General features: G+C 72.8%; 11 protein-coding genes and 1 pseudogene. 4 read left to right on the top strand and 8 right to left on the bottom strand.

What is annotated here, in order from left to right:
- Window positions 1-122 precede the first annotated feature (122 nt).
- A complete protein-coding gene (locus K377_RS20745) occupies window positions 123-1,547 on the top strand; it encodes a PP2C family protein-serine/threonine phosphatase (RefSeq protein ID WP_111664937.1) in 1,425 nt (474 codons plus the stop codon).
- Between the two features lie 24 nt (window positions 1,548-1,571).
- Here K377_RS20745 and K377_RS20740 read toward each other — a convergent pair whose 3' ends face one another.
- Entirely contained in the window at window positions 1,572-3,074 is a 1,503-nt protein-coding gene (locus K377_RS20740) for a hypothetical protein (protein ID WP_111664936.1), read from the bottom strand.
- Between the two features lie 235 nt (window positions 3,075-3,309).
- Between K377_RS20740 and K377_RS20735 the strand changes: the two genes are divergently transcribed.
- Window positions 3,310-4,470 (top strand): aminoglycoside phosphotransferase family protein, encoded by a 1,161-nt coding sequence (locus K377_RS20735; protein WP_111664935.1) that lies wholly within the window; start codon window positions 3,310-3,312, stop codon window positions 4,468-4,470.
- A 368-nt stretch (window positions 4,471-4,838) separates the two neighbouring features.
- Window positions 4,839-6,767, top strand: coding sequence for an N-acetylmuramoyl-L-alanine amidase (locus K377_RS20730; protein WP_111664934.1), 1,929 nt, complete (start codon window positions 4,839-4,841; stop codon window positions 6,765-6,767).
- A gap of 80 nt (window positions 6,768-6,847) precedes the next feature.
- On the opposite strand, the gene K377_RS20725 is transcribed toward K377_RS20730, so the two are convergent.
- Complete coding sequence (locus tag K377_RS20725) at window positions 6,848-7,345, bottom strand: hypothetical protein (protein ID WP_111664933.1); 498 nt, start codon at window positions 7,343-7,345, stop codon at window positions 6,848-6,850.
- 68 nt (window positions 7,346-7,413) lie between these two features.
- Window positions 7,414-10,310, bottom strand: a pseudogene (locus K377_RS20720) (AAA family ATPase).
- 187 nt (window positions 10,311-10,497) lie between these two features.
- Between K377_RS20720 and K377_RS20715 the strand changes: the two are divergent.
- Window positions 10,498-11,226, top strand: a complete 729-nt coding sequence (locus K377_RS20715) for a leucine-rich repeat domain-containing protein (protein WP_111664932.1) — start codon at window positions 10,498-10,500, stop codon at window positions 11,224-11,226.
- Window positions 11,227-11,230: 4 nt separating this feature from the next.
- Here the strand turns inward: K377_RS20715 and K377_RS20710 are convergent, their stop codons facing one another.
- The 5 genes from K377_RS20710 to K377_RS20690 form a co-directional block, all read right to left on the bottom strand.
- Window positions 11,231-12,118: a universal stress protein gene (locus tag K377_RS20710; protein ID WP_111664931.1), complete on the bottom strand. Its 888-nt coding sequence runs from the start codon at window positions 12,116-12,118 to the stop codon at window positions 11,231-11,233.
- 149 nt (window positions 12,119-12,267) lie between these two features.
- Complete coding sequence (locus tag K377_RS20705) at window positions 12,268-12,510, bottom strand: DUF397 domain-containing protein (RefSeq protein WP_111664930.1); 243 nt, start codon at window positions 12,508-12,510, stop codon at window positions 12,268-12,270.
- Window positions 12,511-12,594: 84 nt separating this feature from the next.
- A complete protein-coding gene (locus K377_RS20700; RefSeq protein WP_111664929.1) occupies window positions 12,595-13,764 on the bottom strand; it encodes a thiolase domain-containing protein in 1,170 nt (389 codons plus the stop codon).
- Entirely contained in the window at window positions 13,761-14,831 is a 1,071-nt protein-coding gene (locus tag K377_RS20695) for a thiolase domain-containing protein (RefSeq protein WP_111664928.1), read from the bottom strand. The genes K377_RS20700 and K377_RS20695 overlap by 4 nt, the downstream gene beginning before the upstream one ends.
- Entirely contained in the window at window positions 14,832-15,797 is a 966-nt protein-coding gene (locus tag K377_RS20690; RefSeq protein ID WP_111664927.1) for a Zn-ribbon domain-containing OB-fold protein, read from the bottom strand. It lies immediately after the preceding gene.
- Window positions 15,798-15,831: the final 34 nt, after the last annotated feature.

The following is a 15,831-nucleotide window of genomic DNA, read 5'->3' as shown; positions in this document are numbered from 1 at the left end:
GCCAGAAGCACCACCGCGTCGTGTATGGCCAAATGCCTTACGAGGCCAGGCGGCCTGTGCCAGAGTCTTTAGCGGTCCTTCCGTCCGCCTCGGCCGTTCCCGTGCCTGCATCGGAGTTCGTCATGCCGCCCCATGTCTTCGCGGACCGCCCCGCCGGCCAGCCGCCGGAGCGTGGCACCGTCGACGCGCTGATCGACCAGACGCGTCGGCTCCTCGGTGACGTCGACGCGGTGCGCCGTGACTCCGTCGACGCGGCACCCGACGAGACCGCCCCCGAGGCCCGCTGGCAGCGCGCCCTGTACGAGCTGGCGGTCCATCAACTCAGCGATCTGGACCGGCACTTGGCACAGCTGCGCGAGGGACCGGCGCTGCGGAACGGGGTGCCGCCCCAGCGTCCGGCCGCCGAGCCGCCCAGCGGCTCCCTGGTCACCCGCGTCGGCAGCGCGGACTGGAACCTGCTGACCGACGAGGCCCACTGGTCCGGCGAGCTGTACGAGATCCTCGGCCGCGACCCCGCCTCCCCCGCCCTGACCCTCGACGAGCTGTCCGCCGTGGTGCACGCCGACGACCAGCCCAAGCTGACCGCGATGGTCACGGACTGCCTGATCGACGGCAAACCCATCGACGGCGAGTTCCGCATCGTGCGCCCGGACGACACCGTGCGCGCGGTGCACATGATGGGCGAGCCCGTGCTCGACGCGGACGGCTCGACCGCCTCCATGTGGGCGGTCGTGCGCGACGTCAGCGAACTGCGCCGCAGCCAGCGAGCGGTGAGCGAGACCCGTGACTCGCTCCAGCGCCAGCGGCACATCGCGCAGACCGAGCACCGGCTCGCGGTCGAGCTGCAGGAAGCCGTGCTGCCGCCGTGGCGTGGCTCCCTGCGGCTCCCGCACGGCGGCCCCGGCGGTCTCCATGTCGCGGCCCGCTACCTCCCTTCCTCCACCGGCACCCCGACCGGCGGCAACTGGTACGACGCGCTGGAACTGCCCGACGGGAAGACCCTGCTGACCGTCGGCGATCTCACCGGACAGGGCGTCGCCGTCACCTCCGGCATGGCGATGCTGCTCGGCGCCGTCCGCGGCATGGCCGTGTGCGACGCCCCGCCGGCCGAGCTCCTCGGCCGCCTCGGCCACCTGCTCGACAACGCCGTACGGCCCGCCCTCGGCAGCGCCCTGTGCTGTCGGTACGACCCGGCGGACCGCACACTGGCGTGGGCGCAGGCGGGACACCCCGCCCCGCTGCTCTTCCGTGACGGGACGGGGCGTGCGCTCACGCCTCCTCGGGGCGTGCTGCTCGGCGCCACCTCCGGTCCCGAGTACGAGCAGGCCGACGTACGGCTTCACAGCGGTGACGTGCTGCTGCTGCACACCGACGCGCTCGTGCCACGGCGCGGCGAGAAGGCGGCGGCCGGCCGACTGCTCGCACTGGCCCCACGCCTCGCTCAGGCCCGCGACGCGCAGGAGTGCGTGCGCGTGGTGACCGACGCGTTCGGCTCCGGTGAGCGCGAGGACGACGCCTGTGTGCTCATCGCGAGGATCGACTCCTGACGCCCTGCCGGCGCCCTTGCGGACTCAGGCCTGCAGCCTCTTCCCCGAACTCCTCGGCAGTGCCAGCTTGATCTCCTGTCGCAGGTCCTCGATCTTCGGATACCCGGCGTACTGGCCGGTGAGCCGGTACATCTCGCGCAGCCGGTCCCAGGTGCGGTGCGAGGAGTTCGCCCCCATCGAGGAGAGGGCGAGGCGCGCGTACCGGTCCGCCTGCTCGGGGTCGTCGGCGATGAAGCAGGCCGACGCCATCGACAGGTGGTCGAAGATCTTCGACCGGTCCCGGCCGCCCGCCCGCAGCGCGAGAGCCTCCCTGGCGTGCTGCTGGGCGATGACGGCGGCGCCCGGCTCGTGCTCGGCGAGGGTGCGGTAGGCGAGGGCCTGCATCCCGTGCAGGTCCGCCTCGTCGAACATCTGCATCCAGGTCGGCGGCGCCACGTCACCCTTGTCGGAGACGAAGAGATCCTCCGCGTGCCCGAGGGTGCGCCGCATCGCCTGCCCCTTGCCCATGGACGCCTGGGCCCAGGCCTCGATGGTGTAGAGCATCGCCTTGGTGCGGGGCAGCACCTGGTCGCCCGAGCCGGACTTGGCGAGCTTCATCAGGTCGAGCGCCTCGTCGGGGGCGCCGAGATGGATCTTCTGGCGGGCGGCCCTGGACAGGGCCTCGCCGGCCCGTGGCCGGTCGCCGCCCTCGCGCGCGGCGTGCGCGGCGATGACGAAGTACTTCTGGGCCGTGGGCTCCAGGCCGACGTCGTGCGACATCCAGCCCGCGAGGACGGCGAGATTGGCGGCGACGCCCCACAGGCGCCGCTGGAGATGGTCGGGATGGCGGTACGAGAGCATTCCGCCCACTTCGTTGAGCTGGCCCACGACTGCCTTGCGCTGCAACCCGCCGCCGCGGGAGGCGTCCCAGGCCCGGAACACCTCGACGGAGCGCTCCAGTTCCTCGATCTCCTGCGACCCGATGGGGGCCGCCTCGTAGCGGTCGAAGCCGGCCGAGTCGGCCGTGCCCGCTGCGGAGAGGGGATCGGAGGTACGGGGAGCGTCGGCCGCGAGGGCCGGGTCGGTGTGCAGCCAGTCGTGCATGGCGCTGCTGAGTGCGGATCCTGCGGCGAGCGCGGCACCCGCGCCCACCAAGCCGCGTCGGTTGAGCATGAGGTCCATTCCCGTGAATTCGGTGAGGACCGCAGCTGTCCGCTCGGGCGCCCACGGCACTCCGTCGGGGCCTTGGTGTTCCAGGCCTCCGGCACCCTGCCGTTTCCCCGTGCGCCCGTGTCGGACAAGACCGAGATCCTCGATGGTCACGACACGGCCGAGTCGCTCGGTGAACAGCGCCGCCAGCACCCGCGGTACCGGATCGCGCGGGATCTCTCCCATGTCGATCCAACGCCGCACCCGCGAGGTGTCCGTCGCCAGCTGGGGGTGGCCCGTGGCCGCCGCCTGCCGGTTGACGAGTCGCGCGAGTTCGCCCTTGGACCAGCCGGCCAGGCCGAACAGGTCGTTCAGACGGGTGTTGGGTTGTCCGCTCACTTCAAGCCCCCAGGTTCTCGGCTGAAGTTGACAGTAGCCCTCTGTCAGTTGCTGAGCGACTATTCGCCACGGTTCGCCAGGGTGCGCCAGCTGTTGTGCTTCTGCCCCTCGGGTGTCAGGTAGGAATGCGCCACCCCGACCCGGTCGTCGCAGGGCATTCCCCAGGGTGTCACCGAACTCGGCCGGGCCGGGAGGCGCAGCAACTGATCGGCACACGAAGGGATCTGTATCTCCCATGTACGCAGCATCGTCCTCCGTGTCCGCCCCGCCCCGGCCGCTGTGCTGCGCCCGCCCGGTGGTCGGCGGCGGCCCGTACCTCGACCCCGCGCGACCGGGGTCCACGGCGCTCGGTGGCGTCGGCCGGACCCGGCGAGTCCCGGGGCTCGGCACGCAACCGCTCAGCGGGAGACTCGACTTGTCCGGCCCCCAGGGCGCCCAGCTGCGCACGGCCGTCGCCGCGGTGCACCGGATCTGCCCGGAGTTCCATCCGGTGCAGGTGCTGCGCCGCAGCCCGCGGTCCGTGCTCCTCGTCGGAACGACAGGGCGCAGCACCGCCGTCGCGAAATGTTTACTGGACCACTCCCCCGTGTGGGCGGAGCGGGTCCGGCACGAGATAGCCGCCTACCGCTCGTTCGTCCGGCACCGGCCCCCCGTGCGGGTACCGCGCCTGATCGCGGCGGACCCGGACAACGGGACGCTGGTGATCGAGCGGATGCCCGGCCGGGTGGCCGCCCTGCAGCGTCACCCGGCCGAGGCACCGCCCCGGGCGGACATCAGGGCGGCGCTCGGCGCCGTCTGCCGGCTCAACCAGTGGCGGCCCCCGGCGGGTACCTTCGACGCGCCGCTGGACTACGCGGAGCGGATCAACCGGTTCCACGATCTGGGTCTGCTGACCGACCGTGACATGGGTGATCTGCAGAAGCTGCTGCACGGCATCGCGCACACCTCGGGCCGCGGCTCGATGGGCCAGTTCTGTCACGGCGACGCCCTGCTGTCGAACATCCTGCTCTCCCCGGCGGGCCCGGTGCTCGTGGACTGGGAGCACGCGGGCTGGTACCTGCCGGGGTACGACCTGGCGACGCTGTGGGCGGTGCTCGGCGACGCGCCGGTGGCCCGTCGGCAGATCAGCCAGCTCGCGCAGTCCGGCGGCCCGGCCTCCCGCGACGCGTTCCTGGTCAATCTGATGCTGGTCCTGACCCGCGAGATCCGTACCTACGAGACGGTCGTGCAGCGTTCGATGCACGACCAGGCCCCGGCGGCACCGGCACAGCCCGGTCAGCCCCAGCCGCCCGGCGCCGTACCGACCGGCGAGGAGCAGCGGCTGTTGCTGCGCCGTCTGCACGACGACTGCAACATGGCCCGCAAGGCGGTGCGTGCGGCCGTCGGCACGCGCTGACCCGAGACGAAGATCCGTGGTACGCCGGGGTGGAGGATGGCGTACCGCGGATCTTCCCTGTGTCCGGACCCAACTCCGGCTCCCGCGCCTGCCGTTGCCCCACATTGGTCCACACCACTGACGCGCCGCAGGCGGCCGCACCACCGCGCAGGAAACCCGCGCACACGCGCGCTGACATGGGAAATCCCGTGAATCTCCGCTGCCCGTCCGATCATTGACGGATCGTCGGTGAGCCGATACCACTGACGACGATCGGCCCCGCACGCACCGCGCACCATCCCGAGATTCGCCGGCCCCTGGAGGCACCGTTGCAACGAACCCCGCGTTCCCTCACTGGCAGAGGTCCCGGCAGCACGCGCGCACGGGCGGTGGGCACCCTCGCGACCGGCGCCCTGCTCCTGCCCCTCCTCGGCGCGGCCCCGCCCCAGGACCCGGCGGCGCCGTCTGCCGCGCTGCAGAACGCGTTCGCGTCCGCGGCGGCCGAGTACAAGGTGCCGCAGAGCGTGCTCCTCGGTGTGTCGTACCTTCAGTCGCGGTGGGACGGGCACGCCGGAGCGCCCAGCGTCAGCGGCGGCTACGGTCCGATGCACCTCACCGACGCGCGCACCGCGATCGCGAACACGGTGGCGTACGACCATGCGGAGGGCGACGCGCGCGGCGACGACTCGCGTGCCGCGCTGAAGGCCGCCCCTGCGTCCCGGACGGTCCCGAAGGACTCGCAGCTCCCGGCCCGGCTCAAGACGCTGGTGCGCGCCGCCGACCTGACCGGCATCCCGGCCGGCGAGCTGCGCACCGACCCGGCGGCGAACGTGCGGGGCGGCGCGGCCCTGCTCGCCGCCGCCCAGAAGCAGCTCGGCAAGCCGCTCAGCTCCGACCCCGCGGACTGGTACGGCGCGATCGCCACATTCGCCGGCGCGGACGACGCGGCGACGGCTGCGACGTACGCCAATGACGTCTTCGCGGTGATCCGCGACGGCGAGCGGCGCACCACGGACGCCGGGCAGCAGGTGACCCTGGCGGCCGACCGGGCGGCCCGCCCGCAGGCCGCGCAGCTCAGGGCGATGGGTCTGAAGAAGACGAACGCCTCCGACACCGAGTGCCCGAAGTCGGTGTCGTGCGAGTGGATCCCGGCGCCCTACGAGGAGTTCGGCGACGGCGACTACGGCAACCACGACCTGGCGGACCGGCCGAACGACCAGAGCATCGACTACATCGTCATCCACGACACCGAGGCGACGTGGGAGCAGACGCTCAAGCTGGTCCAGGACCCCACGTATCTGGCGTGGCACTACTCGCTGCGCTCGACGGACGGCCACATCGTCCAGTCGATCAAGGCGAAGGACGTCGGCTGGCACGCGGGCAACTGGTATGTGAACGCGAAGTCGATCGGTCTGGAGCACGAGGGTTTCCTCGCGCAGCCCGACTCCTGGTACACGGAGGAGATGTACCGCTCGTCGGCGCGTCTGGTGTCGTACCTGTCGAAGAAGTACGACATCCCGCTGGACCGGCAGCACATCCTCGGCCATGACACGGTGCCGGGGCCGACGACGGCCACCATCCCGTCGATGCACACGGACCCGGGCCCGTACTGGGACTGGGCGCACTACTTCCAGCTGATGGGCAAGCCGTTCCACCCGACGGCCGGCTCGCGCGGCGGCGTGGTCACGATCGACCCGCAGTTCGCGCGGAACCAGCCGGAGTTCACGGGCTGCGAGAAGGCGGGCGAGGCGTGCGCGCCGCACGGTTCGAGCGCGGTGCGGCTGTACACGGCGCCGAGCGAGGACGCCCCGCTGGTGAAGGACATCGGGCTGCGTCCGGGTGGCCAGGACTCCACGATCGATGTGAACGACATGGCGTCGCGGGCCTCGACGGGCCAGCAGTACGCGGTGGCGGGCCGCGAGGGCGACTGGACGGCGATCTGGTACCTGGGGCAGAAGGCCTGGTTCAAGAACCCGAAGAAGGCGCCGACGGCCGTGAACGCCAAGGGACTTGTGGTGGAGCCGAAGGACGGCGCGGAGTCGGTCCCGGTGTACGGGCGGGCCTACCCGGAGAAGGAGGCCTATCCGGCGGGCATGACCCCGCAGGCGGTCTCCCCGCTGTCGTACACGCTCCTCGCGGGCCAGCGCTATGTGATCGGCGGGCGGACCACGGGCGAGTACTTCTACTCCCCCACCTTCGACACCACATCCCACAAGGTGGTCAAGGGCAAGGACGTGTACTACGAGATCCAGTTCGGCCACCGCGTCGCGTATGTGCGGGCGGCGGACGTGCGGGTGGTGCCGTCCTCGGTGAAGTGACGGCCGTGCACCGCTGACAGGTGGGGCCCGGGTCCGCGTGTGCGGTCCCGGGCCCTCGTCGTGTGCGGGTGTGCGGGTGCTCAGCCCTGCTGGAACAGCTCGGCGGGCAGCGGCTTCAGCAGCGCGTACAGGTCGTCGGTGATGGGGCGGTCCCAGGACGCGATGGTCACCAGGACATTGTCGCTGCGGTCGAACTGGACGCAGGAGATCCGCGTCTCGGAGAGCTTGAGGCGGCGCACGATGAGGAGGTTGTCGCCCTGCATGACCGGGACGTCCTCGACGCCGGTGACCGTGACCTCCTCGTCGTTCTCCAGCGCGATGAGCAGCTGCGCGACCTCGAAGGGGATCTCGCCCTCGGCGACCTCGCGGGCCGGGGAGCCCTCGGGCAGGTTGCCGATCACCATCGCGGGGCCGCGGCCGCCGAACAGGTCGTAGCGCAGGAACACGCCCTGGCAGGTGCCGTCGGGGGCGGGCAGCAGGCCCGCGCCGAGGTTGCCCGGCCAGTCGCCCGGGTCCATGGCCAGGACGTCGAAGTCGGGGCCCGCGGGGGTCGCTGCTCGGCGGCGGAGGAAGGACATGGGGCCATGGTACGTCGCCCCGCCGCCTTCCCGGGCTTCGGGGCTCCCGCGCAGAGACCGGCTCCCGGCTAGGTCCCGAGCGCCGCGGCGAGGCCCGCCTGGTCCGTGCCGAGCTTGCGGTACACCGCGGACAGCAGGCGCACCACGTCCGTCTCCGCCAGGTGCAGCTCGGCCGCCGTCTCCGACGGGAACAGGCCGCGTACCGCGCAGGCCGCGGCGGCCCGCTCGCGCCCGGTGAGGGCGTCGGTGGCCGCACCGTGCAGCGGGCGGGGCCGCAGGCCCGCGGCGGCGAGTTCGTCCCTCGCACGCTCCACCAGGCCGTCGGCGCCGCAGCCGGCCGCGGTCTCCAGGCCCCGGTACAGATGGTCCGCGGCGTCCTCGGCATGTCCGCCGCGGCGGGCCTCCGCGCCGAGGGCGACCAGCGAGCAGGCCAGTTCGTAGCCGGCCGGTGAGCGTTCCAGCTGGGCGACGGACTCCTCCAGGAGTTTGCCGCGTGCGGAGCGCGGCGAGACCTCGGCCGCGGCCCGCAGGGCCTGCCCGATCGCGGACGGCGCCCCGAAGTGGCGGGCCCGCTCGACGGCGTCGTGGGCGAGGGCGAGCGCCCGCTCGGGGGCGTCGTGCGCCTCGGCGCGGGCGAGATGGAGCCGCCAGGGGCACCAGCCGGGGTTGCGCATGGCGGGTCGAGGCGGCGCCCGGCCGCGCCCAGCTCCGCCGCCGCCTCCTTCGTGCGGCCGAGCGCGAGCAGCAGCTCGCCGTACACGGTCTGCGCGTCGGGGAAGACGACGGCGGCGGGGAACGGCGGCCCGAAGCCGTGGGTGCGCGCGGCCTCCTCGGCCTCCGTGACGCGGCCGCGGGCGAGCAGGACCTTGATGAGCGTGCCACTGGCGTACCAGTGGGCGGGGGTGCCGGGTCCGACGCGGCGGGCGAGGCGGAGCCCGGCGCGGACGAAGTCCTCGGCCTCGGCGAGCCGGCCGCGCCGGTACCGGACGTACGCGAGCAGGGTGTAGGCGAAGGAGAGGTGGGCGCCGCGCCAGCCCGCGCGTTCGAAGTCGGCGATGCCGTCGATGAACAGTTCTTCGGTGCGGCCGGGCCGGTCGGCGTACATGAACGCCATGGCGACCAAAACGGGCACCTCGAAGCCGCGGTCCTCGTCGGCGGCCCAGCGCAGGCCGCCCTCCAGGGCGCGCTCGGCGTGCCGCAGGACGACGTCGACGGGTTCGCCGCGCAGGGTGGCGTCCCAGGTGCGCAGGCCGATGATGTAGCGCTCGGTGAGGTCGCGTCCGGTGAGCCGGTCGGCGAGCCTGGTCAGGCGCCGGGAGCGGGACGGTGAGTCGGGTTCGTCGGCGCGGAAGGCGTCCCACATGAACTGCTCGGACTGCATGCGCAGGCGGACGCGGGCGTCGCCTGTCGTGCGGATCTCGCGGGCCAGGAGCTCGGAGGCCTCGGCGAGCCGGTCGCTGTGGGCGAGGACCTGGGAGAGGCGGTAGACGATGCCGTGGCGCAGTGCCGGGTCGGTGACCGTCTCCTCCAGGGCGGCGCGCAGGTGGTTGACGGTGGTGGCGGGTTCGGTGAGCAGGGAGGCGCTGCCGAGTTCGTAGAGGACGGCGGCGCGGTCCTCGAAGGGCGGGGGTTCGCGCAGGGCGCGCGCCAGATAGCGGCGGGCGGCGTCGGGGGCTCCGGCGCGGACGGTCTCGCGGGCGGCGGCGCGCAGCTGCTGCACCACCCAGCCGTCGCCTTCGGGGTGGGTCTCCAACAGGTGGCGGGCGGCGGTGGACGGGCCGAGCCCGGCGTTGAGGACGGTCCAGGCGGCCTGTCCGTGCAGGGCGACGCGGACGCCGCCGGGGATGGCGCGGTAGACGGCGGTGGCGATGAGCGGGTGGACGAATTCGAGGGTGCCCTCGGCGGTCACCTCGCCGGTGAGGATGCGCGCGGCGCGCAGCCGGTCGGCGGCGTCGGCCGCCTCTTCGGTGCCGAGCCCGGCGACGCTCGCGGCCAGCTCGGGGGAGGTCTCGGTGCCGAGGACCGCGCAGGCCCAGGCGAAGCGGACGGTGGAGGTGCCGAGGCGTTCGAGGCGGGCGACGAGGCCGCTGCCCTTGACGGCGGCGGCGAGGTCGCGCAGCAGGTGGGCGCCGCTCCCGGTCGGGGCGAGGCCGCGGTCGTGCACCTTGGCGGTCAGCTCGACGGCCTCGAAGGGGTTGCCCGCGGTGACGGCCCAGCACTCGCGGCAGAACGCGTCGTCGGCATGGGTGCCGAGGGACTCCCGCACCAGGTGGGCGACGGCGGTCGCGCTGAGCGGTTCGAGGCCGAGCGGTCGCTGTCCGCTGCGGCCCGGCAGTCCGCGCAGCGCCTCGCCGTGCTCGGGCAGTTCCTCGGGGCGGTAGGCGACGACCATCAGCAGCGGGAGTTCCTCGGCGCGCGGGGCGAAGGCGGCGAGCCAGCCGAGGGACTCCGGGTCGGCCCAGTGGGCGTCGTCCAGGACGAGGGCCATGGGCGCGCGCCGCACGGCGAGGTGGGTGAGGACCCAGTCGAGGCCGTCGCGCAGGCCCTGCGGGTCGGGCGGCGCGCCGTCGGTGTCCGCGCACAGGCCGAGCGCGGGGCCCACGATGGCGTACCAGCTGCCGAGCCGGTCGCGCAGTTCGGGCTCGGGGAGCGCGGCGAGCTGGGGCTGGATCAGCTGCCGTGCGACGTGGAAGGCGACGCCCTGTTCCTGGTCGCCGCCGCGGGCGTACAGGACGGTGCAGCCCCGGGCGGCGGCGCGCCTGCGCACCTCGGCGAGCAGGGTCGTCTTGCCCAGTCCGGCGGGCGCGGCGACGGCGAGCAGTGCGCCGTGCGGCCGCTCGGGCGGGTCGCCGCCCCGGGGTATCCCGGTCAGCTCGGCGAGCGCCTCGTCGACCGCCGCGAGTTCGCTCTCGCGCTCGAACAAGGTCTCTCGTCCTGTACCGCCCCGGCCAGCACGCAGCGCCATGACGCCCCCCTCCCGCGGTGGTGGTCCGGCGCGGGGAGCCGGTGCGCGCCGCGGGTTCCAGGCACCTCAGCGTACGCCGACGCGGTCCGCCGGGGGCCGTTCTCGCGGGACCCGCCGCGAACGCCCCGGCGATCACCGCCGGAGCCCGCGGCTACGATGCTCGATCGGCTCCGCGGGAGGGAAGGCCATGAGGCACATCGACGGCATCCTCGACTATTGGCGTGCGGGTCTGGAAGCCGTACCCGACGAGGTGTGGACGGCCCCCGGGCCCGAGGTGCTGCTGCTGTGCGACAACCGGCTCACGTCGGTACCGGCCCGGATCGGCACGCTGACCTCGCTGCACACCCTCGACCTCGGTCACAACCGGCTCACCTCGGTGCCGTCGGAGATCGGCGGCCTCACGGGACTGACCAGGTTTCTGTATCTGCACGACAACCGGCTGACGGCCCTGCCCGACGCTCTCGGCGCGCTGACCCGGCTCGCGTATCTCAACGTCGGGGAGAACCGGCTGGCCGCGCTGCCGGAGACCCTTGCCGCGATGACGGGTCTGGTGGAGCTGCGGGCGCAGGACAACCGGCTCACGCGGCTGCCCGCCGGCCTGGGACGGCTCACCGCGCTGCGCGAACTGTGGCTGCGCGGCAATCTCCTGACCGGGCTGCCCGATTCCGTACGGGATCTGCGCGAGCTGCGTGAACTGGAGCTGCGGGACAACGCGCTGGAGACGGTCCCGGAGGCGCTGCGCGGTCTGCCCCGGCTGCGCCGTCTCGATCTGCGCGGCAACCGGCTGTCGGAGCTGCCGCGCTGGGTGGCCGAGCTGCCGTCCCTGGAGAAGCTCGACCTCCGCTGGAACGACGTACGGGTTCCGCCCGGCCTGCTCGACGAGTTGACCGGGCGGGGCTGCGTGATCCTGCGGTAGAGCCTTACTCCTGGGGCGCGGGCGGGACCACGGCGACCGGGCTCTTGGCGTGCAGCAGCACGGCGTGCGTCACCGAGCCGAGCATCGGCGCGGGGCGGGTGAAGCGGCGGCGGTGCCGGCCGACGACGACCAAGGCGGCGTCCTCGGAGTTGTCGACGAGTTGACCCGCGGCGTCGCCCGGAGCGACCAGAATCTCAACCTCGACCTTAGAGTGAGAGTCGAGCAGCGGTGCGACGGCCTGCCGGGCCAGTGCGAGGGTCTCCTTCTCCACGGCCTCCTGCTCCTGACCGGTCAGGGCGAAGTCGCCGTACGCGGTCCAGGCGAGCACCGGCCAGGCATACGCGGCGACCACGCGCACCGGCGCACCGGTCCGCGCCGCGTGGTCGAGCGCGAAGGCGAGCGTCGTCTCGTCGGGGTCGTCCGGCTGGAGTCCGACGACGACCCGCTCGGCCTCGGCCTGCTGGGCGCGCACCACCACGACGGGGCAGGCGGCGTCGCGGGCGACGGCCACGCCGTTTGAGCCGAGCAGCAGGCTGGCGAAACCGCCCCGGCCGCGCGAGCCGAGCACGAGGAGCTGGGACTCGCCGCCCAGCTCCGGCAGGACGGCGGCGGGCAGGCCCTCCAGGCAGACGTACTCCACCGGGGGCAGCCCTGAACGCCCTTCGAGTTGCTTGCGTACCTCTGCGATGACGGGGTCGTCGGCCGGTTCCTCCGGCCCGGCCATCAGGACGGCGGGCTGGAGGAGGGGCGCGTACTGGCGGACGTGCACGACGCGCAGGGTGGCGGCGCGCCGGGCCGTCTCGGCGAGCGCCCACTCCAGGGCCGCTCGGCTGTCGTCGGACCCGTCGACCGCGACGACGACGGGAAGGTTCTGCGACTCGGGCGTGCTCATGGGTCATTGCCTCCGACACCGGGCACGCTCGCCGTGCCCTCGCTGACCGGCTCTTCCTGTGTTCTTGTGGCCAGGCTCGCGCACACAAGAGCCACAGGACAGGGCCGAAAGTCATGTGTTGGAGGCGCCCCTTCCCGTCCGGGAGGGGGCTATGTCAGATCGAACTCGCCCTCGCGGGCCCCGAGCACGAACGCGCCCCACTCGGCGGGAGTGAAGATCAGCGACGGGCTCTGCGGGCTGCCGCTGTTGCGCATCGCGATGAAGCCCTCGATGAAGGCGATCTGGACATCGCCCAGTCCCCTGCTGCTGGAGCGCCAGTCCGCATTGCTCAGATCCAGGTCCGGCTTCTCCCATCCCGCGAGCGGGTGCTGGTCGATGGTGCTCTCGGCCACGTCCGTGCTCCTCCCGGTTCGTCGTCCGTGCGTCAGCCTAGCGATCGGCCGGTGCCGCGCACAGGCCACGAAAGGGGCCGAAGGTCAGTGGGTGGGCGGCTCGGAGCCGACCAGCCACATGGAGAAGAACTGCGAGCCGCCTCCGTAGGCGTGGCCGAGCGCCTTCCTCGCCCCTTCCACCTGGTGTTCTCCCGCCTGGCCGCGGACCTGGAGGGCGGCCTCGGCGAACCGGATCATGCCGGAGGCGCCGATGGGATTCGTGGACAGAACGCCGCCCGACATGTTGACGGGGAGGTCCCCGTCGAGTTCCGTGACACCGGATTCGGTCAGCTTCCAGCCCTCGCCCTCGGCGGCGAACCCCAGGTTCTCCAGCCACATCGGCTCGTACCAGGAGAACGGCACGTACATCTCGACGGCATCGATCTCCCGGCGCGGGTCGGCGATCCCGGCCTGCCGGTACACGTCGGCGGCGCAGTCCTTTCCGGCCTGCGGCGACACGAAGTCCTTGCCCGCGAAGAGCGTCGGCTCGCTGCGCATGGCTCCGCCGAGCATCCACGCGGGAGGCTTCGGCGAACGGGCCGCGCCCGCGCGGTCGGTGAGGATCATCGCGCAGGCGCCGTCGGACGACGGGCACGTCTCGGAGTAGCGGACCGGGTCCCAGAGCATGGGTGAGGCCTGGACCTTCTCCAGGGTGATGTCGTGCTCGTGGAGGTGGGCGTACGGGTTCTTCAGGGCGTTGCGGCGGTCCTTGTAGGCGACGAGCGAGCCGACGTGGTCGGGGGCGCCGGTGCGCCGCATGTAGGCGCGCACGTGAGGCGCGAAGAAGCCGCCGGCTCCGGCGAGCAGGGGCTGCTGGAACGGGACGGGCAGGGAGAGCCCCCACATCGCGTTGGATTCCGACTGTTTTTCGAAGGCGAGGGTGAGGACGGTGCCGTGGACGCGGCCCGCCACGAGGTTGGAGGCGACCAGGGCCGTGGAGCCGCCGACCGAGCCCGCGGTGTGCACGCGCAGCATGGGCTTGCCGACGGCGCCGAGGGCGTCGGCGAGGTACAGCTCCGGCATCATGACGCCCTCGAAAAAGTCGGGCGCCTTGCCGATGACGACGGCGTCGATGTCGGCCCAGGTCAACTCGGCGTCGGCGAGGGCGGCTCGGGCGGCCTCGCGGACGAGGCCGGCGATGGACACGTCGCGGCGGGCGGCGACGTGCTTGGTCTGGCCGATGCCGACGACCGCCACCGGTTCTTTGTTGGTCATCGGTTCTCTCCTTCGGCGGCTTCGAGTACGGCGACGAGGTTCTGCTGGAGGCAGGGCCCGGAGGTGGCGTGGCCGAGGGCGCGGCGGGACTCGCCGCGGTGGATGCGGGCGGCGGCCTCGCCGATGCGGATGAGTCCGGCGGCCATCATCGGGTTGGCGGCGAGGGCGCCTCCGGACGGGTTGACGTTCACGTCGTCCCCGAGCAGCAGGGCCTTCCTGAGGACGACCTCCTGCGAGGTGAACGGGGCGTGCAGCTCGGCGGTGTCGACGGGCCGTTCGAAGGCGCCGGCGCGTTCGGCGGCGAGCCGGGTGGAGGGCGAGTCGGTCAGGTCGCGCACGCCGAGGCTGTGGGCCTCGATGCGGTGGTCGATGCCGCGGATCCAGGCGGGCCGCTCGCACAGTTCGCGGGCCCGGTCCCCGGCGGCGAGGATCACGGCGGCGGCGCCGTCGCCGATCGGCGGGCAGTCTCCGGTGCGCAGCGGATTGACGACGTAATCGCCGTGCGCGACGTCCGGGCCGCGCAGTTGGGCGTGCGGGTTGTCCGCGGCGGCCGTGCGGCTGCGGGCGGCTACTCCGGCGAGGGCGCCCTCGTCGGTCTCCCCCGCGTCGATGAGGGACCGGGCCTGGAGCGCGGCGAGGGCGACGGCGTCCGGCCACAGCGGGGCGACGTAGTACGGGTCGAGCTGGCGGGTGAGCACGTCGCGGACGCTGCCGGGTGACGACTTGCCGTACGAGTACACGAGCGCGGTGTCGGCGTCCCCGGTCAGCAGCTTCGTCCACGCCTCGTACAGCGCCCACGCGCCGTCCATCTCCACGTGCGACTCGGAGATCGGCGGCCAGGCGCCGACCCCGTCGAGCGCCATGGTGAAGGAGAAGGCGCGGCCCGCGAGATAGTCGGAGGAACCGGAGCAGGTGAAGCCGATGTCGGCCGTCTTCAGGCCGGTCGCGGCGAGCACCTCGTGCAGGACGGGCATCAGCATCTCCACCTCCGACATCTCGTCGGTGGTGCGCAGATGGTCGCTCTGGGCGAAGGCGACGACGGCGATGTCCCGGATCGGCGGCCGCATCTAGATCAGCTCCTTGTACGTGTCGTAGTCGGCGTCGGGTTCGCCGGTCGGCCGGTAGTGGTCCGGGTAGCGCCCGCCCTCGCTCCAGACGGGTTCGACGCGCAGGCCCATGCGGACCTGGTCGTAGGGGATGCCCGCGATACGGCCGTGCAGGGCGAGGTCGGCGCCGTCGAGCGCGATGTGCGCGTAGACGTAGGGCAGTTCGATGTCGAGGTTCTTCGCCTTGACGTTGACGATGCAGTACGTGGTGACGGTGCCGGCCGGGCCGACCTCGACCTGGTCGGTGGTGGCGACACCGCAGGTGGGGCAGGCGCCGCGGGGCGGGACGTACACCTTGTGGCAGGAGGGGCAGCGCTCGCCGACGGTGCGGTTGTCGGCGAGGGCGTTGATGTAGCGACTCTGGGCGCCGCCCGGGCTGTAGGTGTAGTCGAGGCGTGCCTCGGCGACGATGCCGGTGACCGGGTCCTCGTCGAAGGTGCCGGTGTGCGGGGTGGGCGGGGTCTGTTCGGCCTGTCCGTCGTACGGTTCGAAGCAGGCGATGTCGGTGATGGCGCCCGTGCGTTCCCCGGCCCAGCGGACGCGGACCCGCATGCCGGTGTGCACGGCGTCCGGGTCCGGGGCGTCGAGGGCGTGCAGGAGGGCGGTGTCGGCGCCGTCGAGCGTGACCAGGATCCAGGCGAACGGGGTGTCCAGGGGCTGGCCCCGGCGGGGTTCGGGGTTCCAGGCCCAGGTGGTGACGATGCCGGTGTCTCCGACCTGGACCAGGTCGCGGAGTTCGTCGGCGGTGACGGGGTCGTACTCGACGGGCGGGACGAGGGTTTTGCCGTCGGTGGTGCGGACGCCGAGGACGGTGCGGTGGCGCAGGCCGGTGAGGAAGGCGCTCTGGACGGGGCCCAGGGAGCGGGTGAAGGGGAACTCCACGACCAAGGGTGCGCGGAGAACCTCCGGTTGGGACGCGGTTGTCATCGGGGCTCCTCTTTGGTGCGGGGCGGTTTTTTTT

Source organism: Streptomyces sp. PsTaAH-137, from assembly GCF_003259365.1.
GTDB lineage: Bacteria > Actinomycetota > Actinomycetes > Streptomycetales > Streptomycetaceae > Streptomyces.
The sequence above is the reverse complement of the archived record's forward strand: the minus strand, read 5'-3'. Positions and strand labels throughout refer to the sequence as shown.